Source organism: Actinomadura roseirufa (assembly GCF_900659635.1).
In the GTDB taxonomy this organism is placed as follows: domain Bacteria; phylum Actinomycetota; class Actinomycetes; order Streptosporangiales; family Streptosporangiaceae; genus Spirillospora; species Spirillospora roseirufa.
Genome location: NZ_CAACVB010000018.1, coordinates 37,344 through 61,383, shown reverse-complemented (window position 1 = coordinate 61,383; position 24,040 = coordinate 37,344). Strand labels below are relative to the sequence as shown.

The 24,040-nt window shown below is 72.7% G+C and carries 22 protein-coding genes; 19 read left to right on the top strand and 3 right to left on the bottom strand.

Translation table 11 applies throughout. From position 1 onward, the window contains the following. Nucleotides 1–102 precede the first annotated feature (102 nt). From E1291_RS06425 to E1291_RS06345, 17 genes are all read left to right on the top strand, one after another. Nucleotides 103–1,029 carry a phosphatidylinositol mannoside acyltransferase gene (locus E1291_RS06425; protein ID WP_131736796.1) on the top strand — a complete coding sequence of 309 codons (927 nt, stop codon included), beginning with the start codon at nt 103–105 and terminating at the stop codon, nt 1,027–1,029. Further along, nucleotides 1,026–2,195, top strand: coding sequence for a glycosyltransferase family 4 protein (locus tag E1291_RS06420; protein WP_131736795.1), 1,170 nt, complete (start codon nt 1,026–1,028; stop codon nt 2,193–2,195). Before E1291_RS06425 ends, E1291_RS06420 begins: the two co-directional genes overlap by 4 nt. Before the next feature lie 11 nt (nt 2,196–2,206). After that, a complete protein-coding gene (locus E1291_RS06415; RefSeq protein WP_131736794.1) occupies nt 2,207–2,749 on the top strand; it encodes a LemA family protein in 543 nt (180 codons plus the stop codon). Nucleotides 2,750–2,834: 85 nt separating this feature from the next. Continuing rightward, complete coding sequence (locus E1291_RS06410) at nt 2,835–3,863, top strand: DUF3048 domain-containing protein (protein ID WP_131736793.1); 1,029 nt, start codon at nt 2,835–2,837, stop codon at nt 3,861–3,863. Between the two features lie 120 nt (nt 3,864–3,983). Next, nucleotides 3,984–4,901 carry a pyridoxal 5'-phosphate synthase lyase subunit PdxS gene (pdxS, locus tag E1291_RS06405; protein WP_278045234.1) on the top strand — a complete coding sequence of 306 codons (918 nt, stop codon included), beginning with the start codon at nt 3,984–3,986 and terminating at the stop codon, nt 4,899–4,901. A 168-nt stretch (nt 4,902–5,069) separates the two neighbouring features. Next, entirely contained in the window at nt 5,070–5,684 is a 615-nt protein-coding gene (locus tag E1291_RS06400) for a DUF6928 family protein (RefSeq protein ID WP_131736791.1), read from the top strand. 100 nt (nt 5,685–5,784) lie between these two features. Next, the gene (gene pdxT, locus E1291_RS06395; protein WP_131736790.1) at nt 5,785–6,405 is read left to right on the top strand and encodes a pyridoxal 5'-phosphate synthase glutaminase subunit PdxT; all 621 of its coding nucleotides are present in this window, start codon (nt 5,785–5,787) and stop codon (nt 6,403–6,405) included. 3 nt (nt 6,406–6,408) lie between these two features. After that, nucleotides 6,409–7,164 carry a YebC/PmpR family DNA-binding transcriptional regulator gene (locus E1291_RS06390; RefSeq protein ID WP_131736789.1) on the top strand — a complete coding sequence of 252 codons (756 nt, stop codon included), beginning with the start codon at nt 6,409–6,411 and terminating at the stop codon, nt 7,162–7,164. Between the two features lie 94 nt (nt 7,165–7,258). Then, a complete protein-coding gene (locus tag E1291_RS06385; RefSeq protein ID WP_131736788.1) occupies nt 7,259–8,419 on the top strand; it encodes a GNAT family N-acetyltransferase in 1,161 nt (386 codons plus the stop codon). Between the two features lie 91 nt (nt 8,420–8,510). Then, nucleotides 8,511–9,086, top strand: a complete 576-nt coding sequence (ruvC, locus tag E1291_RS06380; protein ID WP_131736787.1) for a crossover junction endodeoxyribonuclease RuvC — start codon at nt 8,511–8,513, stop codon at nt 9,084–9,086. Beyond that, on the top strand, nt 9,083–9,691 hold the full coding sequence (gene ruvA, locus E1291_RS06375) for a Holliday junction branch migration protein RuvA (RefSeq protein WP_131736786.1): 609 nt from the start codon (nt 9,083–9,085) through the stop codon (nt 9,689–9,691). The genes ruvC and ruvA overlap by 4 nt, the downstream gene beginning before the upstream one ends. After that, nucleotides 9,688–10,824 carry a Holliday junction branch migration DNA helicase RuvB gene (ruvB, locus tag E1291_RS06370; RefSeq protein ID WP_131736785.1) on the top strand — a complete coding sequence of 379 codons (1,137 nt, stop codon included), beginning with the start codon at nt 9,688–9,690 and terminating at the stop codon, nt 10,822–10,824. Before ruvA ends, ruvB begins: the two co-directional genes overlap by 4 nt. Nucleotides 10,825–10,998: 174 nt before the next feature. Next, complete coding sequence (yajC, locus tag E1291_RS06365; RefSeq protein WP_131736784.1) at nt 10,999–11,571, top strand: preprotein translocase subunit YajC; 573 nt, start codon at nt 10,999–11,001, stop codon at nt 11,569–11,571. 100 nt (nt 11,572–11,671) lie between these two features. Then, nucleotides 11,672–13,414, top strand: coding sequence for a protein translocase subunit SecD (gene secD / locus E1291_RS06360; RefSeq protein ID WP_131736802.1), 1,743 nt, complete (start codon nt 11,672–11,674; stop codon nt 13,412–13,414). A 3-nt stretch (nt 13,415–13,417) separates the two neighbouring features. Next, the gene (gene secF, locus E1291_RS06355) at nt 13,418–14,575 is read left to right on the top strand and encodes a protein translocase subunit SecF (RefSeq protein WP_131736783.1); all 1,158 of its coding nucleotides are present in this window, start codon (nt 13,418–13,420) and stop codon (nt 14,573–14,575) included. 82 nt (nt 14,576–14,657) lie between these two features. Continuing rightward, complete coding sequence (locus tag E1291_RS06350) at nt 14,658–15,206, top strand: adenine phosphoribosyltransferase (protein WP_207400590.1); 549 nt, start codon at nt 14,658–14,660, stop codon at nt 15,204–15,206. A 99-nt stretch (nt 15,207–15,305) separates the two neighbouring features. Continuing rightward, nucleotides 15,306–17,774: a RelA/SpoT family protein gene (locus E1291_RS06345; RefSeq protein ID WP_131736782.1), complete on the top strand. Its 2,469-nt coding sequence runs from the start codon at nt 15,306–15,308 to the stop codon at nt 17,772–17,774. An 82-nt stretch (nt 17,775–17,856) separates the two neighbouring features. Here the strand turns inward: E1291_RS06345 and aspS are convergent, their stop codons facing one another. The 3 genes from aspS to E1291_RS06330 are packed head-to-tail and all read right to left on the bottom strand — an operon-like array spanning nt 17,857 to nt 21,637. Then, nucleotides 17,857–19,617, bottom strand: a complete 1,761-nt coding sequence (gene aspS, locus E1291_RS06340) for an aspartate--tRNA ligase (RefSeq protein ID WP_131736781.1) — start codon at nt 19,615–19,617, stop codon at nt 17,857–17,859. Beyond that, a complete protein-coding gene (gene hisS, locus E1291_RS06335) occupies nt 19,614–20,882 on the bottom strand; it encodes a histidine--tRNA ligase (protein ID WP_165494981.1) in 1,269 nt (422 codons plus the stop codon). The genes aspS and hisS overlap by 4 nt, the downstream gene beginning before the upstream one ends. Nucleotides 20,883–20,893: 11 nt before the next feature. Next, nucleotides 20,894–21,637, bottom strand: a complete 744-nt coding sequence (locus E1291_RS06330) for an MBL fold metallo-hydrolase (protein ID WP_131736780.1) — start codon at nt 21,635–21,637, stop codon at nt 20,894–20,896. 241 nt (nt 21,638–21,878) lie between these two features. Between E1291_RS06330 and E1291_RS06325 the strand changes: the two genes are divergently transcribed. Both E1291_RS06325 and E1291_RS06320 read left to right on the top strand, forming a co-directional pair. Continuing rightward, entirely contained in the window at nt 21,879–22,658 is a 780-nt protein-coding gene (locus E1291_RS06325; RefSeq protein ID WP_131736779.1) for a peptidylprolyl isomerase, read from the top strand. Between the two features lie 73 nt (nt 22,659–22,731). Continuing rightward, entirely contained in the window at nt 22,732–23,967 is a 1,236-nt protein-coding gene (locus E1291_RS06320) for a DUF349 domain-containing protein (protein ID WP_131736778.1), read from the top strand. Nucleotides 23,968–24,040: the final 73 nt, after the last annotated feature.

The window sequence follows — 24,040 nt, the reverse complement described above, 5'->3', positions numbered from 1 at the left end:
CGCCGCCCCCGCGGACGCCCCGGCCCCCGGCCGCCCGGTGTCGCGGCCGTTCCGCCGGACCGCCGGGACCGGCGCCGCGCGGACCGGCCCGGAGCCGCGCCCGTGACCCAGCCCGACCGCGACCGGGCGTCGTCGCTTCGCGACGAGGTGACCGACGCCGTGTACGCGATGGGCTGGACCATCGTCCGCAAGATGCCCGAGGGGGCGGCGCGGCTGGCGTTCACCGCGCTCGCCGACCGCACGTGGCACCGGTACGGCGGCGGGGTGCGGCAGCTGGAGCGGAACCTGTGCCGCGTCCTCGGCAAGGACGCGGTCGACGACGAGGTCCGCGTCCTCAGCAAGCGCGTGCTGCGCTCGTACTTCCGGTACTGGCTGGAGGTGTTCCGGCTTCCCGAGTACGACCGGGAGCGGATCCTCGGCCGGATGCGGGTCACCGGCGACAAGAAGATCTTCGCCAACCTCGACGCGGGCCGCGGCGTCATCCTGGCCCTTCCCCACATGGGCAACTACGAGCACGCGGGCGCCTGGCTGGTGCACCGGGGCCACCCGTTCACCACCGTCGCCGAACGGCTCGAACCCGCCTCCCTGTTCGACCGGTTCGTGGAGTTCCGCGAGGGCCTCGGCATGGAGGTCCTGCCCCACAAGGGCGCCGCCGCGTTCGGGCGGATGGCGCAGCGCCTGCGCGCGGGGCGCCCGGTGTGCCTGGTCGTCGACCGCGACCTGACCGACACCGGCGTCGACGTCGAGTTCTTCGGCGCCACCGCGCGGATGCCCGCCGTGGCCGCCGCGCTCGCGATCCAGACCGGCGCAGCGCTGATCCCGGTGACGTTGTGGTACGAAGGCGAGTACTGGGCGGCGCGCGTGCACGAGGAGATCCAGATCCCCGGCGCGGGCGTCCGGCAGGAGAGGATCCGGGCCATGACCCAGGAGCTGGCGCGGGTCTTCGAGGAGGGCATCTCCGCGCATCCGGAGGACTGGCACATGCTGCAGAAGGTCTGGGTCGAGGATCTCGGAGAGGCGCCGCGGTGAGGGTCGGGCTCGTCTGCCCCTACACCTGGAACGTCCCCGGAGGCGTCCAGCAGCACATCCGCGACCTGGCCGAGGCGCTGGGCGCGCTCGGCCACCACGTGTCGGTCATCACCCCGGCCGACGACGACGCCGAGCTCCCGCCCTACGTCGTCTCCGCCGGACGGGCGGTCCCCGTCCCCTACAACGGCTCGGTGGCCCGGCTGGCGTTCGGCTTCCTGTCGGCCGGGCGGGTCCGGCGCTGGATCAACGAGGGCGCCTTCGACGTCCTGCACGTGCACGAGCCCGCGGCGCCCTCCCTGGGCCTGCTGGCGTGCTGGGCCGCGGACGGCCCCATCGTCGGCACCTTCCACGCCTCCTACGAGCGGTCCCGCGTGGTGTCGGTCACCGCGCCGATCCTGCAGAGCGCCCTGGAGAAGATCACCGGCCGGATCGCGGTGTCGGAGGCGGCCCGGACCACCCTGGTCGAGCACCTCGGCGGCGACGCGGTGCTGATTCCCAACGGCGTCGCGACCGAGCGGTACGCGATGGCCGACCCGCTGCCCGGCTGGCCCGGCCGCGGCGGGCCGCGCGGCGGCGACGACGCGGCCCCCGGGGGAGCCCTGGGCTTCCTCGGCCGGATGGACGAGCCCCGCAAGGGCCTTCAGGTGCTCCTGCGCGCCTTCGAGATCCTCGGCCGGCGCAGGCCCGCGCTGCGGCTGCTGCTCGCCGGCCCCGGCGACGCCGACGACGCCGTGGCCCGGGTCTCGCCCGAGCTGCGCGACCGCGTCGTCGTCCTCGGCATGGTCAGCGAGCAGGACAAGATCCGCGCCTACCACTCGGTGGACGTGTTCGTCGCGCCCAACACCGGCGGCGAGAGCTTCGGCATCGTGCTGGCCGAGGCCATGTCCGCGGGAGCCCCCATCCTCGCCAGCGACATCGAGGCGTTCGACCGGGTGCTGCTCGGCGGCCGCGCCGGGGCGCTGTTCCCCGCCGGCGACCACGACGCGCTGGCGGCCGCGGCCGGCGAGCTGCTGGACGACCCCGCCCGGCGCAAGCAGCTGTCCGCGGAGGCCCGCGCCGCCGTCCGCGCCTACGACTGGTCGGCCGTCGCCCGGGACGTGCTCCGGGTGTACGAGACGGTGGCCCTCGACCACGGCGGCGTGGTCGAGTCCGGCCTCGGTGCCTAGGGCGGTGCGCGGTGCTCTATGACTGGATCATCGACGTCCTGTTCTGGGTCGCCGTGGTCTTCCTCGCCGGTGGGTACGTGTCGTGGCGGGCGACCCGGCTCGACCGGCTGCACGTCCGGGTCGAGACCGCCCGCGCCGCGCTGGACGCCGCGCTGGTCCGCCGGGCCGCCGCCGCGCTGGAGCTGGCCGCGTCCCGCCTGCTGGACCCGGCCACCAGCCTGGTGCTGGCCACCGCCGCGCACGAGGCCCGCACCGCCGACGCCGACAACCGGGAGTTCGCCGAGAGCGACCTGTCGCGGGCGCTGCGCGCCGTCGTCGACCAGCCCGAGTTCGTCGGCACGCTCGGCGCCCGCGCCGACGGCGACGGCGACGCCGTGCTGGAGGAGCTGTCCTCGGCCGCCGCCAAGGTCGCCTACGCCCGCCGGTTCTACAACGACGCCGTCGCCCAGGCCCGGATCGCGCGCCGCAAGCTGCTCATCCGGGTGCTGCCGCTGGCGGGCCGCGCCCCGCTGCCGGGCTTCTTCGAGATCGACGACGACCCGCCGGGGATCTGACCCCGCCCTCCGGCCGCCCCGCCCGGCCGGGGCGCCCGCGAGCGTTCGCTACCCTCTGGCAGATCGTCACAGGGAGGCTTGCATCGTGCCAAGCACGTGGGACAGAACCGGCCGGAGCGGTGCCGGCGCGGCGCTCGGGGCCCTCGTCCTCGGCGCCGCGCTGTCGGCCTGCTCCGGATCGGACGGCCCGGATCGCGCGGCGCCGCCCGGTGCCCCGGGCGGCACGCCCGGTGGCACCGCGCCGACGACGCACCCGTTCACCGGCGGCCCGGCCGGGCCGCGCGGCCCGGTGCTCGCCGTCAAGATCGAGAACACCCGGCCCGCGATGCCGCAGACCGGGGTGTCGGCCGCCGACATCGTCTACGTCGAGCAGGTCGAGGGCGGCGAGACCCGGCTGATGGCGGTCTTCTCGTCCCGGCTGCCCAAGCGCGTCGGGCCGGTCCGCAGCGCCCGGATCTCCGACCTGCACATCCTGCCGCAGTTCGGCGGCCCGGCCTTCGCGTTCTCGGGCGTCCAGAGCAAGATGAAGAAGTACGTCCGGCAGGCGCCGGTGTACGACGTCTCCCAGGAGAAGGCCGGATCCGCCTACTTCCGCGCCGGGACCAAACCGGCGCCCTACAACCTGTACGCCGACCCCGGGGCCCTGCTCAGGCAGGCGCCGCGGGCCGCCGCGCCGCGCGACATCGGCTTCCGGTTCGGCCCGGCGCCGGCGGGCGGGACGCCGCTGCGGACCTTCACCGCCACCTGGCCCACGACGACCATGGCGTTCACCTGGTCGGCCAAGGACAGGCGCTGGCTGGCCAGCTGGGGCGGGCGGCCCGACCTCGCCGCGGAGGGCGGCAGGCTCGGCGGCCGGACGATCGTCGTCCAGTACGCGCGGACCGTCCGGTCGCAGTTCCACGACTTCCTGGGCAGCTACACCCCGCTGATCCAGACGGTCGGGACGGGCCGCGCCCTCGTCCTGCGCGACGGCAGGTCCTACGAGGCCAGATGGTCGCGGCCGGCGGAGGGGCGGGGAACCGCGTACACCACCGCGGACGGCAGGCCGATCGCCTTCGCGCCCGGGCAGGTCTGGGTCGTGCTGCTGAACGACGGCAAGCCGTACATCCCCTAGGTCAACGGTCATCGCGTAAGAGGTACGGCCGCGGCCCTGACACAATGCCGGGTCGAGGAGCCGTGCGAGCAGGCAATATCATGGAAACTGCCCTGTTGTCGGTCCACGTGAGGAATGCCCGTGTCCACTTCCAGTCCCGCCCCGGAGAACACCGCGCCCGCCACCGGGACCGCCCGTGTGAAGCGCGGCATGGCGGAGATGCTCAAGGGCGGCGTGATCATGGACGTCGTCACCCCCGAGCAGGCCAAGATCGCTGAGGACGCCGGCGCCGTCGCCGTGATGGCCCTGGAGCGGGTCCCCGCCGACATCCGCGCCGAGGGCGGCATCTCCCGGATGAGCGACCCCGACATGATCGACGGGATCATCTCGGCGGTCTCCATCCCGGTGATGGCCAAGGCCCGCATCGGCCACTTCGTCGAGGCGCGGGTGCTGCAGGCCCTCGGCGTCGACTACGTCGACGAGTCCGAGGTCCTCACCCCGGCCGACTACGACAACCACATCGACAAGTGGGCCTTCACCGTGCCGTTCGTCTGCGGCGCCACCAACCTCGGCGAGGCGCTGCGCCGCATCACCGAGGGCGCGGCGATGATCCGCTCCAAGGGCGAGGCCGGCACCGGCGACGTCTCCAACGCCACCACCCACATGCGGCAGATCCGGCAGCAGATCCGCCGGCTCCAGGGCCTGCCCGAGGACGAGCTGTACGTGGCGGCCAAGGAGCTTCAGGCCCCCTACGAGCTGGTCAAGGAGGTCGCGCGGGCCGGGAAGCTGCCCGTGGTGCTGTTCACCGCCGGCGGCATCGCCACGCCCGCCGACGCCGCCATGATGATGCAGCTCGGCGCCGAGGGCGTGTTCGTCGGCTCCGGCATCTTCAAGTCCGGCAACCCCGCCCAGCGCGCCGAGGCGATCGTGAAGGCCACCACCTTCCACGACGACCCCGACGTGATCGCCAAGGTCTCCCGCGGTCTCGGCGAGGCCATGGTCGGCATCAGCGTCGCCTCCCTCGGCGAGGACCAGAAGTTCGCCGGCCGCGGCTGGTGAACCGCTCCGGGCCGCCTCGGGCGGCCCGGGGCCACCGTCCCGCCCCGGCGATCTCGCGCCGACCGGGGGTCCCCCCTCCACACCGTGCCGGTCGAGGGTTTACGCTGGCGGCGCGGGCGGTGAGGGGTCGAGGCCCCTGGGCGGTGCCCGGCCGCGGGAGGGGAGAGCATGGCTTGGTCGGTCGCGCTGGCGTGCGCGAGCGCGGGTGAACCCACCGAGGTGTTCCGGCCGGGCCTGGTGCCCGATCCGGCCGCCGCCGCGACGATCGCGCGCGGCCTCTACCCGGCGGACACCCTGACCGAGACCGGTGACACGGTCCTCGACTTCGCGCTCTGGCCCTACGAGGACGAGCTGTTCGTCGGCGCCTTCGACCGGGCCCTCCTGCTGTGCGACCGGCGGCTGTTCCACCTCGACGACGACGCCCGCCGTATCGCCGACACCGCCGCCGCGGCCCTGCCCGGCTCGCTCTGCGGCGTGCTCGTCCTGCACACCGTCATCCACGGCTGCTGGTTCCGCTGGTACGAGTCCGGCGAGCTGCGCCGGGAGGTGTTCGTGACCGCCGAGGACGGCGTCGTCGTCGACCAGGGCGAGCGGCTGCCCGCCGAGCGGCCCTTCTGGCGGCCGATCGACGAGGGCGCGCCGGACGTGCCGCTGCCGTTCGACCCCGAGGAGTTCGGGCTGGCGCTGGCCGCGGCGCACATGTTCGGCCGGGGCATCGCCGACCGCGGCGCCGACGGGTTCCTGCCGCTCGAGCTGCCGCTGCGCCGCTTCAAGCACGCCTGACCCGGGCGCCCCGGGAAGGCTCTCCCGGTCCTGGAACGTTGTACGGGACGTCTAAAGTTGGGACGAACCCGTGCGTACCACCCCCTCGGAAGGTGCATTCGTGACTGCCGTGCCGACGATCGGTGTCCTCGCCCTGCAGGGCGACGTGCGCGAGCACGCCCGCGCCCTGGAGGCGGCCGGGGCACGGGCCCTGGGCGTCCGCCGCCCCGAGGAACTGGACCGGGTCGACGGGCTGGTGCTGCCCGGCGGCGAGTCCACCACGATGTGGCGCCTGGCGCGCTCGTTCGACCTGCTCGAGCCGCTGCGCAAGCGGATCGAGGCCGGCCTGCCCGCCTACGGCTCCTGCGCCGGCATGATCATGCTGGCGGACCGGATCCGGGGCGGCGTCACCGGTCAGGAGACCGTCGGCGGGATCGACATGACGGTGCGGCGCAACGCCTTCGGACGGCAGGTCGACTCCTTCGAGTCGGCCGTTCCGCTGACCGGTATGGGGGACACGCCGTACCACGCCGTTTTCATCCGCGCACCCTGGGTGGAGTCCGTCGGAGCCGCCGTCGAGGTCCTCGGACGCGCCGAGACCGGCCCGAACGCCGGTAGGATCGTCGCCGTCCGGCAGGGACGCCTCATGGCGACCGCCTTTCACCCGGAGCTGACGGGCGACTTCCGCGTGCACCACTACTTCGCCGATCTGGTGCGCCGGGCGATGGTTGAGGAGGATTGACAGATGTCCGGCCATTCCAAATGGGCGACGACCAAGCACAAGAAGGCCGCCCTCGACGCCAAGCGGGGCAAGCTCTTCGCCAAGCTGATCAAGAACATCGAGGTGGCGGCCCGGACCGGCGGCGGTGATCCCGACGCCAACCCCACCCTGTACGACGCCATTTACAAGGCGAAGAAGAACTCGGTCCCCAACGACAACATCGAGCGCGCGCGCAAGCGCGGCGCCGGTGAGGAGGCCGGGGGCGCCGACTGGCAGAACATCACCTACGAGGGCTACGCCCCCGGCGGGGTCGCCGTGCTCATCGAGTGCCTGACCGACAACCGCAACCGGGCCGCCTCCGAGGTCCGCGTCGCGCTCACCCGCAACGGCGGCTCGCTCGCCGACCCGGGCTCGGTCTCCTACATGTTCGCCCGCAAGGGCGTCGTCATCGTGCCCAAGGGCGGCACGAGCGAGGACGACCTCATGATGGCCGTGCTGGACGCGGGCGCCGAGGAGGTCAACGAGCTGGACGAGGAGAACTTCGAGGTCGTCAGCGAGGCCGGGGACCTGGTCGCGGTCCGCACCGCGCTGCAGGAGGCCGGCATCGACTACGAGTCGGCCGAGAGCAAGTTCCTGCCGAGCGTCACCGTCCCGCTGGACGAGGAGAACGCCAAGAAGGTGTTCCGCCTGCTCGACGCCCTCGAGGACTCCGACGACGTCCAGGAGATCTACGCCAACTTCGACGTGGCCGACGAGGTCATGGCCGCGCTCGACGCCTGAGGGCCCGGCGCCGGACGACGCCGAACGACGCCGCCGCGGCCCGTCCCGGGCGCGGCGGCGTCGGCGTCCCCGGCGGTGCCCTATCGTCTGGATCATGGAGATTCGCGCGCTCGAGCCGGGGGAGTACGACCTCACCCGCGACCTCCGGTCACGCGCCTTCGGGCGCGTCGGGGACGAGGAGTGGGAACGGTCGGCCGTCGTCGCGCGGCCCGCGATGGAGGCGGGACGCCAGTTCGCCGGGTTCGAGAACGGCCGCGTCGTGGCCATGGCACGTCTCCACGACCTGAGACAGTGGTGGCATGGCCGGGCCGTGTCCATGGGCGGGGTCGGCGGGGTCGCCGTCGCGCCGGAGGAACGCGGCCGGGGCCTCGGCCGCGCGCTGATGACGGAGCTGCTGGAGCGCTGCGCCGACCTCGGGCACCCGCTGTCGATGCTCTACCCGGCGACGACGTCGCTGTACCGCTCCGTCGGCTACGAGCACGCGGGCGCCCTGCACGAGATCGAGTTCCCCGCGGAGGGCCTGCGCACGGTCGCCGCCGAAAGCGTCCCGGTGCGCCGCGTGGAGCCGCGCGACGCCGCCGAGGTGGCGGCAGTGATCGCCCGCGCGCACGAGAGCGGCCTCGACAGCGGTCCCGTCGCCTGGAACGAGGCGATGTGGCGGGCGTTCCTGCTGACCGGTGACGACTTCGCCTACCTCGCCGAGGACGGCTTCCTGTCCTACCGCTGGGCGGACGGCGACACGGCGTTCGAGGTCACCCGGCTGGTGGCCCGCTCCGAGCGCACGCTGCGGGCGCTGTGGGCGCTCGTCGGCTCCGGCTCCTCCACCGCCGCCACCGTGCGCGCGTGCGTCGCGCCCATGGACGCGGCGCTGTGGCTGCCCCGCGAGCGCGAGGTGGACGCCGTCCGCCGCAAACAGTGGCTGCTGCGCGTCGTGGACGCGCCCGCGGCGTTCGAGGCGCGCGGCTACCCGGCCGGGGTCACCGCCGAGGTGCCGCTGGTGATCGACGACCCGCCGCGTCCCGCGCACCACGGGGCCTGGCACCTGAGCGTCGCGGACGGGCGGGGGCGCCTGGAGCGCCGTGCCGAGCCCGCGGGGGCCGTGCGGCTCGGCGCCCGCGGCCTCGCCGCCCTCTTCGCCGGGATCCCCGTCGCCACGCTGCTGCGCGCCGGGCTGGCCGGCGACGGCGGATCCGGTGCCCTGCCCGCCCTGTCCGCCGCCTTCGCCGCCGCGCCGTTCTCGCTCGACTACTTCTGACGTGGGCGGGTCGCCGCCCCGCGCGGAGGGTCCCGGCTTGGTAGCGTGTCCGCAGCCGAACAGATGATCGAAGGAGCGCGGCGGTGACGGGGTGCGGGTGATGGGCGTGGACCCCGGGCTCACCCGGTGCGGGGTGGGGGTCGTCGAGGGCGCCCCCGGCAAGCGGCTCCATCTGGTCCACGTCAGCGTCGTCCGGACGGCGCCGGACGAGGACCACGCCCTGCGGCTGCTCGGCGTGGAACGCGGCGTCGAGGCGCTCATGGACGAGCTGCGGCCCGACGCCGTCGCGGTCGAGCGGGTGTTCTCCCAGCACAACGTCCGCACCGTGATGGGCACCGCGCAGGCCGCCGGGATCGCCATGCTCGCCGCGGCCCGCCGCGGGCTGCCCGTCGCCCTGCACACCCCGAGCGAGGCCAAGGCCGCCGTCACCGGCAACGGCCGCGCCGACAAGGCCCAGGTCACCCGGATGGTGACGCGGCTGCTGCACCTGGAGACGGCGCCGCGGCCCGCCGACGCCGCCGACGCGCTCGCGCTGGCGATCTGCCACCTGTGGCGCGGCGGGGCCCAGGCCAGGCTCGCCCACGCGCAGCGGTCGCGGATCGAGGAGGCGGCGCGGGCCGAGCGCGAGCGGCTGGCCGCCCGGACCAGAGGAGGAACCGTCCAGTGATCGCCTTCGTCAGCGGCCAGGTGGCCGCGGCCGGTCCCGACGGGGCGGTGATCGACGTCCACGGCGTCGGGTTCGCGGTCCAGTGCACCCCGGCCACCCTGGCCGGGCTCCGGGTCGGCGAGCCGGCGCGGGTGCCGACGTCCCTGGTCGTCCGGGAGGACTCCCTCACCCTGTTCGGGTTCGCCGACGACGACGAGCGCACGGTGTTCGAGCTGCTGCAGACCGCCAGTGGCGTCGGTCCCCGGCTCGCCCTGGCGATGCTCGCCGTGCACAGCCCCGACGCGCTCCGGCACGCCGTGGCGGCCGAGGACTTCGCGGCGCTCACCCGGGTCCCCGGCATCGGCAAGAAGGGCGCCCAGCGCATCGTGCTGGAGCTGAAGGACCGGCTCGGCGGCCCGGCCGGCGACGGCGGGCCGGGCGCCCGCCCGGCGGCGCCCGCCCAGCAGTGGCGCGGGCAGGTCCAGGCGGGCCTGGTCAACCTCGGCTGGTCCGCGCGCGACGCCGACGCCGCCGTGGACGCGGTCGCCGCCGACCTCGCCGGCGGCACCGAGATCCCGCCGGTCGCCGCCCTGCTGAAGGCCGCGCTCAGGAAGCTCAGCGCATGACCGAGGACAGGCTCGTCTCGGCCGCCGCCGAGGGCACCGAGGAGCAGGTGATCGAGGCCGCGCTGCGGCCGAAACGGCTCGACGACTTCGTCGGCCAGGAACGCGTCCGCGAGCAGCTCTCGCTGGTGCTGCACGGCGCGCTGCGCCGGGGCCGCACCCCCGACCACGTCCTGCTGTCGGGCGGCCCCGGGCTGGGCAAGACGACCCTCGCCATGATCATCGCGGCGGAGCTGGGGCAGCCGCTGCGGATCTCCTCCGGCCCCGCCATCGAACGGGCCGGGGACCTCGCGGCGGTCCTGTCCACCCTCGCCGAGGGCGAGGTGCTCTTCCTGGACGAGATCCACCGGCTGGCCAGGCCCGCCGAGGAGATGCTCTACATGGCGATGGAGGACTTCCGGGTCGACGTCGTGGTGGGCAAGGGCCCCGGGGCCACCGCGATCCCGCTGGACATCGCCCCGTTCACGCTGGTGGGCGCCACCACGCGGGCCGGGATGCTGCCGGGGCCGCTGCGCGACCGGTTCGGGTTCGTCGCCCACATGGACTTCTACGAGCCGGCGGAGCTGGAGGTGATCGTCCGGCGGTCGGCGCGGCTGCTCGAAGTGGAGATCACCGATGACGCCGCCGCCGAGGTGGCCGGCCGCTCCCGGGGCACGCCGCGCATCGCCAACCGGCTGCTGCGCCGCGTCCGCGACTTCGCCGAGGTCCGCGCCGACGGCGTGGTCACGCGGGAGCTGGCGCGGGCGGCGCTGCACCTCTACGAGGTGGACGAGCGCGGCCTCGACCGGCTCGACCGCGCCGTCATCGGGTCCCTGCTGCGCAAGTTCGGCGGGGGGCCGGTGGGGCTGTCGACGCTCGCGGTGTCGGTGGGGGAGGAGCCCGAGACCGTCGAGGTCGTCGCCGAGCCCTTTCTGGTCAGGCAGGGGCTGCTCGCCCGGACGCCGCGCGGCCGCGTCGCGACCGCCGCCGCCTGGGCCCATCTCGGCCTCACCCCGCCCCGGACGGCGCCGCTCACCGGGACGCTGTTCGAGATGGACGGCGAGACGGGCCGCGACGCCGCTGGTGACGGCGCCGCGGAGACCGGCGAGGAGGCCGCCGGGGACGCCGGCGGGGACCCGGCGGGGCCCGGTTCGTGATCATCTGGTAACGGCTTGGGAACTTCCCGGCGTCACCGATCGTCACGTCGTTGCCGGGGTCTCGCGTACTCTCTAGACTCCGGGACTTGGTCCACCGTCACCAGCCGGCGGTCCCGAGGATGCGGCCGATCTGGTCGCGGGCTGGGCAAACCACATCGGAAGGATGCCCCAGTAATGGGCAGCGACATGATTATCGCGGCGTCGTCCGGCGGTAGCGGGTCCTTCAACCTGCTGCTGCTCCTCGCCGTGCCCCTGGTCTTCTACTTCCTGCTCATCCGGCCGCAGAGCAAGCGCCGTAAAGAGCAGATGAACATGCAGAACGCCATGGAACCGGGCGCCCGGGTGCTGACGACCAGCGGCATCCACGCCACCGTCGTGTCGGTCGACGACGACGGACTGCTCCTGGAGATCGCTCCCGGCGTCGAGGTCCGCTTCGTGAAGCAGGCCGTCATGCAGGTCCTCAAGGACGAGGAGCCCGACGACGTCGACGACGAGCTCGACGAGGACGGCGAGGACGGCGACCGGGAGCACGACCGGGACGAGGAGGAGTCCGGCCGCGTCGAGCTCACCAAGGGTGACGCCGCGGAGCGGGACGCCAAGGAGACCGGCACCGGGACCGCCGCCGAGGACGCCGACCAGGCGCACGCCGCCGAGGACGCCGAGGACGCCGAGGACGAGGGGGACGCCTCCGGCTCCAGGTCGCGGACGAAGGTGAAGGCGAAGGCCGCGGAGAAGCCCTCGGCCTGACGCCCCTCCGGCAACGACTCAAGACGGGAAATGACGACCAGTGGCTCCGCCTAGCAATGTCCCCAAGCCCGGGCGCACGCTCCTCGCGCTCTTCGTGATCATGGTCGCCCTGGCCGGCGTGGCGCTCCTGCAGGGGCGGACCACGCCCAAGCTGGGGCTGGACCTCGCGGGCGGGACGACGGTCACCCTCACCGCCAAGACCGAGTCGGGCAAGAACCCGCCCGCATCCCAGATGAACCAGGCCGTCAAGATCATGACGCAGCGGGTCAACGGTCTGGGCGTCTCCGACGCGGAGGTCGCGAAGCAGGGTGGCAACAACATCGTGGTCAACGTGCCCGGCGAGGGCCAGGACCGCGTGGTCCAGCTGATCGGCACCACGGCGAAGCTGCAGTTCCGCCAGGTGTTCGCGGTCGCCGACGGCAAGCCGTCGGCGCCGTCCGCGCCGGCGCCGACGCCGTCGCCCGGCAAGGGCGGCAAGGCCGGCAAGGCGACGCCGTCGCCCTCGGCGTCGGGCACGCAGTCCGGTTCGCCCTCGCCCTCGCCCTCGGCCTCGCCCCGCGGGCGGGCGCTGTCGCAGGCGCTCACCGCTCCCTCGCCCACGCCGTCCGGCTCGGGCACGCCCGCCCCGTCGGCGACGCCCTCGGCTCCGCCGACCGGCCTGCCGACGACGCCGCCGCAGCAGGCGCCGGCGCAGGACTTCTCCGGCGTCGACGACAAGGCGGTCATCAAGCAGTTCGAGACGCTGAACTGCTACACCGACGACAAGCGGGCGCCCGGGTCGAACGACCCGAACCGCAAGTTCGTCGCGGCCTGTGACCAGAACGAGGAGAAGGGCCAGGTCAGCAAGTACATCCTCGGGCCGGTGCGGGTGCTCGGCGAGAACGTCTCGGGCGCCAACGCGATGCCGCCGAACGCCCAGAACGGCGAGGCGAGCTGGTCGGTCTCGCTGAAGTTCGACGGCAAGGGCGGCCGGCAGTTCGGCCAGGTCACCACCGAGGCGTACAAGGCCTACCAGCAGAGCCCGGGCTCACCGCAGGCGCAGGTCGCGATCGTCCTGGACGGGCAGGTCGTCTCTGCGCCCAGCATCAACCAGGGCGCGATCAACGGCGGCACCGCCCGCATCGACGGCCCGCCCGACAGCTTCAACCAGCGCTACGCCACCGACCTGGCCAACGTGCTCAAGTACGGGGCGCTGCCGCTGGAGTTCAAGCAGAGCTCCATCGACGAGGTGTCGTCCACGCTCGGCGCCGACCAGCTGCGCGGCGGCCTGATCGCCGGCGCCATCGGTCTCGGCCTCGTGGTGCTGTACTGCCTGCTGTACTACCGGGGCCTCGGACTGGTCGCGGTGTCCAGCCTGGTCGTGGCGTCGATCATCACCTACGTCTCGGTGGTGATCCTCGGCGAGGGGATGGGGTTCCGGCTCTCGCTGCCGCACATCATCGGCCTCATCGTCTCCATCGGCATCACCGCCGACTCGTTCATCGTCTACTTCGAGCGGCTGCGCGACGAGCTGCGGGCCGGCCGCAAGCTGCGCTCCTCGGTGGAGAACGCCTGGAAGCGGGCCCGGCGCACCATCCTGGTCGCCGACGCCGTGACGTTCCTGGCCGCGCTGGTGCTGTACTTCCTCGCGGTCGGCGGCGTCGCCGGGTTCGCCTTCGCGATGGGGCTCACCACCCTCATCGACATCGTGGTGGTGTTCTTCTTCACCAAGCCGCTGGTGGCGCTGCTGTCGCGCACCGCCTTCTTCGGCCGGGGCCATCCGCTCTCCGGCCTCGACGCCAAGCGGCTGCGCCGGACGCAGCCCGACTCCGGCGCCGCTCAGCCGACGAGCCAGGAGGTCTGATCCATGGGACTGCGTGCGATCATCTCCCGGATCTACCGGGGTGAGATCAGCGCCGACATCGTCGGCAAGCCGAGGATCTGGTACTCGATCTCCGGGCTGCTGCTGGTGGTGTCGATCGCGGGCCTGCTGATCCAGGGGCTCAACATCGGCGTGGAGTTCAAGGGCGGCTCGGTCTTCACGTTCAAGGCGCCGAGCTCGTCGATCGAGCAGGTGCGCGGCGCCGTCACCGGCGGCGGCGCCCACCAGGCGATCGTGCAGAAGGCCGGCGGCGACTGGCGGGTGACGACCGAGAGCCTTTCCTCGACCCAGGTCACCCAGGTCAAGAAGAACGTCACGCAGGATCTGAAGATCCCAGCCGACAAGGTCAGCACCCAGGTGGTCGGCGCCTCGTGGGGCGGGGAGATCCAGAAGAAGGCGTGGCAGGCGCTGGTCGTCTTCATGATCTTGATCATCGGCTATCTGTCGGTGGCGTTCGAGTGGCGGATGGCGCTGGCCGCGGTCGTCGCGCTGGTGCACGACCTCGTCATCACCGCCGGCGTCTACGCCTGGTCGGGATTCGAGGTGACCCCCGCGACGCTGCTGGGGTTCCTGACGATCCTCGGCTACTCCCTGTACGACGCGGTCGTGGTCTTCGACATGATCAAGGAGGTCACCCGGCCGCTCGGCCCGACCTCCAAGACCACCTACAGCGAGGCGGCCAACCAGGCGCTCAGCAGCACGCTGGTCCGCTCCCTCAACACCTCGCTGGTGGCGATCCTGCCGGTCGCGGCCATCCTGTTCATCGGTACCACGCTGTTCGGCGCCGGCACCCTGAAGGACCTGTCGCTGGCCCTGTTCGTCGGCATGATCGTCGGTACGTACTCCTCGATCTGCGTGGCGACGCCGCTGCTGGTCCAGCTGAAGGAGCGCGAGCCGAAGTACCGCCAGATCCGCGCCAACATCGCGCGCCGCGAGACCAGCGCGAAGCGGCAGGCCCGGACCGCCAAGGTGAAGGCCGCCACGGGCCCGGCGGAGGCGTCCGACGAGGACGGGCGCGAGCGCGAGACGCCCGCCGAGGAGGACGTCAACGCCTCGGTCACGATCCGCAAGGTGGTGCAGCAGGGGCCGCGGCAGCAGCCCAAACGCGGTTCCCGCCAGCAACGCCGCGGCGGCGGCAAGTAGCGCCGCCGGCAGGCGGCGGGCACGACATCCGGCCGTGCCCGCGCCCGTCCCTCACCGGGGCGGGCGCGGGCACGGCCTATCCATGACTACGGCACAGGAGTGGAACGTGGACCTCGGCAGGCTGATCCAGGAGCGGATCCGCGACGTGGCCGACTACCCGAAACCGGGAGTGCTGTTCAAGGACATCACGCCCCTGCTCGCCGACCACGTCGCGTTCGCGGGGGCGGTCGACCAGATCGTCAACCACCACGGCCGCGGCACCGTCGACAAGATCGTCGGGATCGAGGCGCGCGGCTTCATCCTCGCCGCCCCGGTGGCCTACCACTTCGGCGCGGGCTTCGTCCCGGTGCGCAAAAAGGGAAAGCTGCCGTCACGGACCCTCGCGGAGACCTATGATCTCGAGTACGGAACCGAGACCATCGAGGTTCACGCCGACGCGTTCCGGCCCGGTGACCGGGTCCTGATCGTCGACGACGTGCTGGCCACCGGCGGAACCGCCAGGGCCGCCGCCGAGCTCGTCCGCCGTGGCGGGGGCGAGGTCGCCGGGCTTTCGGTCCTCATCGAGCTGTCGTTCCTGCGAGGACGTGGGAAGCTCGGGAATCTGGACGTCCACTCGTTGGTTACGGTCTAGCACAAAACGGGCGCCGGATAGACTGGCGTCAAGTCCGGAGGGGACGGGCGCGTCTCGCAGGGCGCGGGACACCGCGCCCGCAAGGACCAGGGAGGCTGAGTGCCCGGTGAGGTGGTATCGACCGGCGCGGTGACCGACGCCGCGGCAGAGCACGCGGCCGAGTCCCGGTCCGCCCGGGACGACGCGCGGCCGCCCGCGGGTGGAGCGGAGCCGTCCGCCGACCCCGCCGCCGGGGACGCCGACACCGCGGCCGAAACCGCCGACACCGCCGGAACCGCCGAAGACCCCTCCGGCAAAGACACAGTCAAAGGCACACCAGCCTCCACCACGATCCCACCGTCTGCCGCCCGGGTGCGCCGAAGGCTCGCCAGGTTGGGCGCCCAGCGCGGCCCCACTATGAACCCGGTACTCGAACCACTGATCAAGACGGTCCGCAACACGCATCCGAAGGCGGACCTCCGGCTGATCGAGCGCGCGTACGACGTCGCGGCGCACTACCACCGGCACCAGAAGCGCAAGAGCGGCGACCCGTACATCACGCACCCGCTCGCGGTCGCGACCATCCTCGCCGAGCTCGGCATGAACACCGAGACGCTGTGCGCGGCGCTGCTGCACGACACCGTCGAGGACACGCCGTACACCCTGGAGGAGCTGAGCGCCGACTTCGGCGACGAGATCGCCGCGCTCGTCGACGGGGTGACCAAGCTCGACAAGGTCAAGTACGGCGAGGCCGCCGAGGCCGAGACCGTCCGCAAGATGGTCGTGGCGATGTCCCGCGACATCCGCGTCCTGGTGATCAAGCTCGGCGACCGGCTGCACAACATGCGCACGCTGCGCTACATGCCGCGGCACAAGCAGGAGAAGAAGGCCCGCGAGACCCTGGAGGTGTTCGCGCCGCTCGCCCACCGGCTCGGCATGAACACGCTCAAGTGGGAGCTGGAGGACCTCGCGTTCGCCACGATGTACCCCAAGCGGTTCGACGAGATCGCCCGCCTGGTCTCCGAGCGCGCCCCCCGCCGCGACGTCTACCTCCAGGAGGTCATCGAGAACGTCTCGACCGACCTGCGCGAGGCCCGCATCAAGGCCACCGTCACCGGCCGGCCGAAGCACTACTACTCGATCTACCAGAAGATGATCGCGCGGGACGTCAGCTTCGACGACATCTACGACCTGGTCGGCATCCGGGTCCTCGTCGACAGCGTCCGCGACTGCTACGCCGCCCTCGGCTCGATCCACGCGCGATGGAACCCGGTCCCCGGCCGGTTCAAGGACTACATCGCGATGCCGAAGTTCAACATGTACCAGTCGCTGCACACGACGGTGATCGGCCCCGAGGGCAAGCCCGTCGAACTGCAGATCCGCACCTGGGGCATGCACCGGCGCGCCGAGTACGGCGTCGCCGCGCACTGGAAGTACAAGGAGGAGACCGTCGGCGGCCGCAAGGCCGGCGACATGCAGTGGCTGCGCCAGCTCCTGGACTGGCAGAAGGAGACCGCCGACCCGGCGGAGTTCCTGGAGTCGCTGCGGTTCGACCTGTCGGTCTCGGAGGTGTTCGTCTTCACCCCGAAGGGCGACGTGATCGCGCTGCCGCAGGGCGCGACCCCGGTCGACTTCGCCTACGCAATCCACACCGAGGTCGGCCACCGATGTATCGGCGCCCGCGTCAACGGCCGTCTCGTCCCCCTCGAGTCGACCCTCGACAACGGCGACACCGTCGAGGTGTTCACCTCCAAGTCGCAGGACGCCGGGCCCAGCCGCGACTGGCTCGGCTTCGTCAAGAGCGCCCGCGCCCGCAACAAGATCAAGCACTGGTTCTCCAAGGAGCGCCGCGACACCGCGATCGAGTCCGGCAAGGACTCCATCGCCCGCGCGATGCGCAAGCAGAACATGCCGCTGCAGCGGATGATGTCCGGGGAGGCGCTGCTCGCCCTCGCCCGCGACATGCGCTACACCGACGTGTCGTCGCTGTACGCCGCCGTCGGCGAGGGCCACGTCTCCGCGCAGACCGTCGTGCAGCGGCTCGTGGAGGCCCTCGGCGGCGTGGAGAGCGCCGAGGAGGACCTCGCCGAGATCGCGCTGCCGACGCGCCGCAAGCGGGGCCGGGTCGCCGGCGACCCCGGCGTCGTCGTCGCCGGCGACCCGGACGTCTGGGTCCGGCTGTCGCGCTGCTGCACCCCGGTGCCGGGCGATGACATCGTCGGCTTCGTCACCCGCGGCCACGGGGTCTCGGTGCACCGGGCCGACTGCGCCAACGTCGCCAACCTCAAGACCCAGCCCGACCGGCTGATCGACGTCACCTGGTCCCCGGGCGAGGACTCGGTCTTCCTCGTCGCCATCCAGGTCGAGGCCCTCGACCGGCCCCGGCTGCTGTCGGACGTCACGCGCGTGCTCTCCGACCAGCACGTCAACATCCTCTCCGCGTCGGTCACCACCACCCGCGACCGCGTCGCCGTCAGCCGTTTCACCTTCGAGATGGGCGACCCGAAGCATCTCGGCCACGTGCTGAAGGCCGTCCGCTCGATCGACGGCGTCTACGACGTGTACCGCGTCACCAGCGGCGTCCGCTGACCGGCGGGCGCCGAGGCACCGGCCCGCTCCGTTCCCGGGTGACGGGGAGCGGGCGGCCGCCGCGCGGCGGCCGCCCGTCCGGTCAGCCTTCGGCGGTGGCGTCCTCCGGGACCACGTCCACACCGGCCTCCTCGCGCTGCTGCGCGGTGATGACGGTGGGCGCGCCGGTGAGGGGGTCGTACCCGGACGCGACCTTGGGGAAGGCGATGACGTCGCGGATCGAGTCCTGGCGGGCGAGGAGCATGACCATGCGGTCCCAGCCGAACGCGATGCCGCCGTGCGGCGGCGGCCCGAACTTGAACGCCTCCAGCAGGAAGCCGAACCGCGACTCGGCCTCCCGCTTGGACAGTCCCAGCACGTCGAACACCCGCTGCTGCATCTCGGCCCGGTGGATGCGGACGGAGCCGCCGCCGATCTCGTTGCCGTTCAGGACGAGGTCGTAGGCGTCGGCGAGGGCGCCGCCCGGGTCGTCCTGGAAGGTGTCGGCGTACTCGGGCTTCGGCGCGGTGAAGGGGTGGTGGACCGACGTCCAGCCGATCTGCTCGCCCCGCTCGTCCTCGACCGGCTCGAAGATCGGCGCGTCGACGACCCAGACGAAGTTCCACTCCGACTCGTCGATCAGGCCGCGGCGGCGGCCGATCTCCAGCCGGGCGGCGCCGAGCAGCTCCTGGGTCGAGTGCCGCTTGCCCGCGCCGAAGAAGATCGCGTCGCCGGGGGCGGCACCGGTCTTCGCGGCGAGCCCGCCCTTCTCGTCGTCGGACAGGTTCTTGGCGACCGGGCCGCCGAGCGTGCCGTCCTCCTGGACCAGGACGTAGGCCAGGCCGCGGGCGCCGCGGGCCTTCGCCCAGTCCTGCCAGGCGTCCAGCTCCTTGCGGGTCTGGGACGCGCCGCCGGGCATCACCACCGCGCCCACGTAGGGGGCCTGGAACACCCGGAACGAGGTGGCCGAGAAGTACTCGGTCATGTCCGTGAGCTCGTTGCCGAAGCGCAGGTCGGGCTTGTCCGAGCCGTACCGGGCCAGGGCGTCGGCGTAGGTGATGTGGGGGATCGGGAGGGGGATCTCGTACCCGGCGATCTCCTTCCACAGCCGGGCGACGAGGTCCTCGCCGACGCGCAGGACGTCCTCCTGGTCGGCGAACGACATCTCGACGTCGATCTGGGTGAACTCCGGCTGCCGGTCGGCGCGGAAGTCCTCGTCCCGGTAGCAGCGCGCGATCTGGTAGTAGCGCTCCAGCCCGCCGACCATGAGCAGCTGCTTGAACAGCTGGGGGGACTGCGGCAGCGCGTACCAGTGGCCGGGCTTGAGCCGGACGGGCACGAGGAAGTCGCGGGCGCCCTCGGGGGTGGAGCCGGTCAGCGTCGGCGTCTCCACGTTGACGAAGCCGTGCTCGCGCATCACCTCGTGCGCGATGAACGACGCCTCCGACCGGACCCGCACGGCCCGCGCGACCGCGTCGCGGCGCAGGTCGAGGTAGCGGTACTTGAGCCGGATCTCCTCGTTGACGTTGACGTCGCCCTCGATGGGGAACGGCAGCGGCGCCGCCTCGGAGAGCACCTCGATCTCGGCGGCCGCGACCTCGATGTCGCCGGTGGGCAGTTCGGGGTTCTCGTTGCCCGCCGGCCGGACGCGGACCTCTCCCACGACCTTCACGCAGAACTCGGCGCGCAGGTCGTGCGCGGCGTCCTCCTCACGGAACACGACCTGCGCGGTGCCGGAGGCGTCGCGCAGGTCGATGAACGTGACGCCGCCGTGGTCGCGGCGGCGGCCGACCCAGCCGGCCAGCGTCACCTGCTGTCCGGCGTGCTCCCTGCGGAGCGTCCCCGCCTCGTGCGAGCGGATCATCTGGAAAGCCTTTCCTTCAACGTCGATGCGATGCCGGTGAGCGGAACGGCGGTCTGCTCGCCCTCGGCCAGATCCTTGACCTGGGCGACGCCGTCCGCGATGTCCCGCTCGCCGAGGATCACGGCGTACCGGGCGCCGGACCGCCCGGCGTCCTTCATGGCCCCCTTCAGCCGCTTGCCGCCGAACGCCATGTCGGCGGCGATCCCGGCGCCGCGCAGCTCGGCGACCAGCCCGAACAGCCGGCGCTCGGCGGCCTCGCCGAGCGCCACCCCGAACACCTCGCAGCGCGGCCCGGGGGCGAACGCGGTGCCCTCGGCCTCCATCGCGAGGACGGTGCGGTCGAGGCCCAGCCCGAACCCGATGCCGGGCAGGGGCGGCCCGCCGATGTCCTCGGAGAGCCCGTCGTAACGGCCGCCGCCGCCGATGCCGGACTGGGCGCCGAGCAGCGGGTGGTCGAACTCGTAGGTGGTGCGGGTGTAGTAGTCCAGGCCGCGGACGAGGGTGGGCGTGTCCTCCCAGGCGATGCCGAGGTCGGCCAGCAGCTCCCGGACGCGGTCGTGGTGGGCCTTGCACGCGGGGCAGAGGTGGTCGGCCATCAGCGGCGCGTCCGCGATCTGGGCGCGGACCTGGGGCCGCTTGTCGTCCAGCACCCGCAGCGGGTTGATCTCGATGCGGGCGCGGGTGGCCTCGTCCAGGTCCAGGCCGCGCAGGAAGTCCTGGAGCAGGGCCCGGTAGGCGGGACGGCACTCCCGGCAGCCGAGCGAGTTCAGCAGCAGCCGCACCCGCGTCAGCCCCAGCGACCGGTACCAGTTCGCGGCGATCGCGATGGTCTCGGCGTCGACCTGCGGGTCCTCGCTGCCGATCGCCTCCAGGTCGAGCTGGTAGAACTGCCGGTAACGGCCCTGCTGGGGACGCTCGGCGCGGAACGCCGGCCCGGTGGTCCACACCTTGACGGGGAGGGCGCCCTCCTTGTGGAGGTTGTTCTCCAGGACGGCCCGCAGCACCGTCGCGGTGAACTCCGGGCGCAGCGTGAGCGACCGGCCGCCCCGGTCCTCGAAGGTGTACATCTCCTTGGACACCACGTCGGTGGACTCGCCGACGCCCCGCCGGAACAGGTTCGTGTCCTCGAAGACGGCCAGTTCCAGGTAGCCGTAGCCGGCGAGCCTGGCCTGCTCGGCGAACGCCTCGCGGATGGCGTAGAAGAGGTCCGCGCGCGGCGGGACGTATTCACTGACCCCCTTGGGGGCCTGGAAGCTCGAACTCATGATCTCTTGACTCAGAATCCCTTGTTGGGCCCGTCCGCGGGCCGCGGCGTCGCGCCGGTCAGGGGGGAGGATCCCCCCGCGTTCCCCGGCGCGAGCCCGCGGAGGTACGGGTTGGTCGCGCGCTCGCGGCCGATTGTGGTCTGCGGGCCGTGCCCCGGCAGGACGGCGGTCTCGTCGGGGCGGGCCAGGCACACCCGCGTCAGGCTCGCGAGGATCGCCTCGTGGGAGCCGCCCGGCAGGTCGGTGCGCCCGATCGATCCGGCGAACAGCAGGTCGCCCGTGAACATGACGTCCGGGACGCCGGGGCCCGCGGGCGTACGGAAGGTCACCGACCCGGGCGTGTGGCCGGGCGCGTGGTCGACGGTGATGCTCAGGCCCGCCAGTTCCAGCGCGGCGCCGTCGGCCAGCTCGCGGACGTCGTCCGGCTCGGTCAGCTCGAGGCCGCCGAACAGCTGCTGCCCGGGGCCGAGGGACAGACCCTTGGCCGGGTCGGTGAGCAGCTCGCGGTCGTCCGGATGGACGTAGGCGGGGACGTCCTTTGCGCCGCAGACCGGGGCGACCGACCAGACGTGGTCGAGATGCCCGTGGGTGAGCAGCACCGCGACCGGCTTGAGCCGGTGCTCGCGGAGGATCTCCTCGATCCCGGCCTCGGCGTCCTGGCCGGGATCGACGATGACGCACTCCTCGCCCGCGGCGGGCGCCACGACGTAGCAGTTCGCGGCGAACGATCCAGCGGGGAACCCGGCGACGAGCACGGCCGTCCTTTCCTTCGAACCATCTCGGATGGGCCCTCCGAGAGTACCGGCGCGGCCACGGCCACCGCGAACGAGATGCGGACGGCCGTGTCGCCCGCGGGTCTCTCACGGGTCCCCCCGCGGGTCCCGGACGGCGTCGCGGCGGCGTTCCTCCACGTTCGTTCAGCGGGCGGCGCGCCCGCCGCCGGGGACCGCTACTATGCGCTGCACGTTCACCTGATCACAGCGGAAGGGCAGGCACGTGGCGGGGAAGGACCGCAAGAAGCAGCTCGCACGGCAACGCTACGAGCGCCAGCAGCAGCGCCGGCAGGCCGAGGCGGCCCGTGCCCGCCGCCTGAAGATCATAGGCGCGGTCGCCGCGGTCGTGGTGCTCGCCGGCGGCGGCACGGCGGCGGCGGTGGTCATGAGCGGCGACGGCGACGGTGACGGGAAGGGCGCCGCCGCCGGCGCGAGCCCCAGCGCCGGCGGGCAGTGCGCCTACAAGCCCGCGCAGGCCGACGGCGCCCCCAAGGACCTCGGAAGGCCGCCCGCCAAGCCCGCCTACTCCGGCGTGGTCCAGGCGACGGTCAAGACCAACGAGGGCGACGTGGTCATGGACCTGGACGCCGCCAAGGCGCCCTGCACGGTGAACTCGTTCGCCTTCCTGGCGCAGAAGAATTTCCTTGACAACAGCCCCTGCCACCGGTTGACCAGTGGCGGGCTCAATGTGCTCCAATGCGGCGACCCCAAGGGGACCGGAAGGGGCGGGCCCGGGTACGAGTTCCCCAATGAGAACACCGCCGGTGCCAAGTACACCAAGGGAACGCTCGCCATGGCGAACTCCGGTCCGGACACCAACGGCAGCCAGTTCTTCATGGTGTACGGCGATTCGCAGCTTCAGCCTGACTACTCCGTGTTCGGGAAAATCACGAAGGGTATGGACGTGCTGGAGAAGATCGCCAAGGCGGGCTCCAATCCCCAGGGGGACGGCGCTCCCAAGAAGAAGGTCACGATCCAGGACGTCACGATCGCCGGGAAATAGGCGAACGGGATACTAAGGTGTGGAGGGTCCGGTGGCCGCGTGCGCGACCGGACCTGTGATTCAGGAGGCAAGGGTGTCCAGCGCTACCGATCCCTGGGGCCGGGTGGACGAGGACGGCACCGTCTACGTCAGGACGACCGACGGCGAGCGCGTCGTGGGGTCCTGGCAGGCCGGCGCGCCGGATGAGGCCCTGTCCTATTTCAAGCGCAAGTACGATGCGCTGGCCACCGAGATCGGGCTGCTCGAGCAGCGGGTCCGCACGACCGACCTGCAGCCCGGGCAGGCCCAGCAGAGCATCCAGCGGCTGCGCGAGGCGGTCACCGAGGCGCACGCGGTCGGCGACCTCGACGCGCTGGCCCGCCGCCTGGACGGGCTGACCGAGCAGGTCGGGCGGCGGCGCGAGGAGGTCAAGGCCCAGCGCGAGCAGCACCGCACCGAGGCCCGCGAGGTCAAGGAGCGCATCGTCGCCGAGGCCGAGCGGATCGCCGTCGAGGAGACGCACTGGAAGAACGGCGGCGAGCGGCTGCGTCAGCTCGTCGAGGAGTGGAAGGCCGCCGACCGCATCGACCGGCCCACCGAGACCGCGCTGTGGAAGCGGCTGTCGTCGGCGCGCAACGCCTTCACCAAGCGCCGCAAGGTCTACTTCGCGACGCTGGACGACCAGCGCGAGGAGGCCCGCCGGGAGAAGGACCGGCTGGTCGCCGAGGCCGAGGCGCTGTCGGGCTCCACCGACTGGGGCGAGACCGCCGCGGTGTACCGCGATCTCATGCGCCGCTGGAAGCTGGCCGGCCGCGCCGCCCGCGACACCGAAGAGGAACTGTGGGCCCGGTTCAAGGGCGCCCAGGACACCTTCTTCCAGGCACGCAGCGCCGCGTTCGCCGAGCGGGACGCCGAGTTCCAGGAGCACGCCGAGGAGAAGGAGAAGATCCTCGCTGAGGCGGAGCGGCTGCTGCCGGTGCGGGACGTGCGGCAGGCCCGGCAGGCGCTGCGCGCGATCCAGGAGCGCTGGGAGGCCGCGGGCATGGTCCCGCGCGACCAGCGCGACCGGCTGGAGGGACGGCTGCGCAAGATCGAGGAGACGGTGCGGTCCGCCGAGGAGAGCGAGTGGCGGCGCACCAACCCCGAGGCGCGGGCGCGCGCCGAGGCGACGGTGGCGCAGCTGCGCACCTCCATCGACCAGTTCCAGCGGCGGCTGGACAAGGCCCGCTCGGCGGGCCGCGACAAGGACGTCAAGGACGCCGAGGAGGCGCTGAACGCCCGCCGGGCCTGGCTGGAAGAGGCCGAGCGCACGCTCGCCGAGTTCTCCTGAGGCCCGGCTCCACGGCACCCGCCGGCGCACTCGGCGGCCGGTACCCGGAAGGGAGCCGGCCGCCGGGGCTCAC

What these genes read in the sequence shown, in the direction of transcription:
- E1291_RS06350 (WP_207400590.1), top strand. Translation starts at nt 14,658, where the DNA reads ATGACTACGGCACAGGAGTGGAACGTGGACCTCGGCAGGCTGATCCAG.
- aspS (WP_131736781.1), bottom strand. Translation starts at nt 19,617, where the DNA reads ATGATCCGCTCGCACGAGGCGGGGACGCTCCGCAGGGAGCACGCCGGA.
- E1291_RS06390 (WP_131736789.1), top strand. Translation starts at nt 6,409, where the DNA reads ATGTCCGGCCATTCCAAATGGGCGACGACCAAGCACAAGAAGGCCGCC.
- secD (WP_131736802.1), top strand. Translation starts at nt 11,672, where the DNA reads ATGGTCGCCCTGGCCGGCGTGGCGCTCCTGCAGGGGCGGACCACGCCC.
- yajC (WP_131736784.1), top strand. Translation starts at nt 10,999, where the DNA reads ATGGGCAGCGACATGATTATCGCGGCGTCGTCCGGCGGTAGCGGGTCC.
- ruvB (WP_131736785.1), top strand. Translation starts at nt 9,688, where the DNA reads ATGACCGAGGACAGGCTCGTCTCGGCCGCCGCCGAGGGCACCGAGGAG.
- hisS (WP_165494981.1), bottom strand. Translation starts at nt 20,882, where the DNA reads ATGAGTTCGAGCTTCCAGGCCCCCAAGGGGGTCAGTGAATACGTCCCG.
- E1291_RS06400 (WP_131736791.1), top strand. Translation starts at nt 5,070, where the DNA reads ATGGCTTGGTCGGTCGCGCTGGCGTGCGCGAGCGCGGGTGAACCCACC.
- secF (WP_131736783.1), top strand. Translation starts at nt 13,418, where the DNA reads ATGGGACTGCGTGCGATCATCTCCCGGATCTACCGGGGTGAGATCAGC.
- E1291_RS06385 (WP_131736788.1), top strand. Translation starts at nt 7,259, where the DNA reads ATGGAGATTCGCGCGCTCGAGCCGGGGGAGTACGACCTCACCCGCGAC.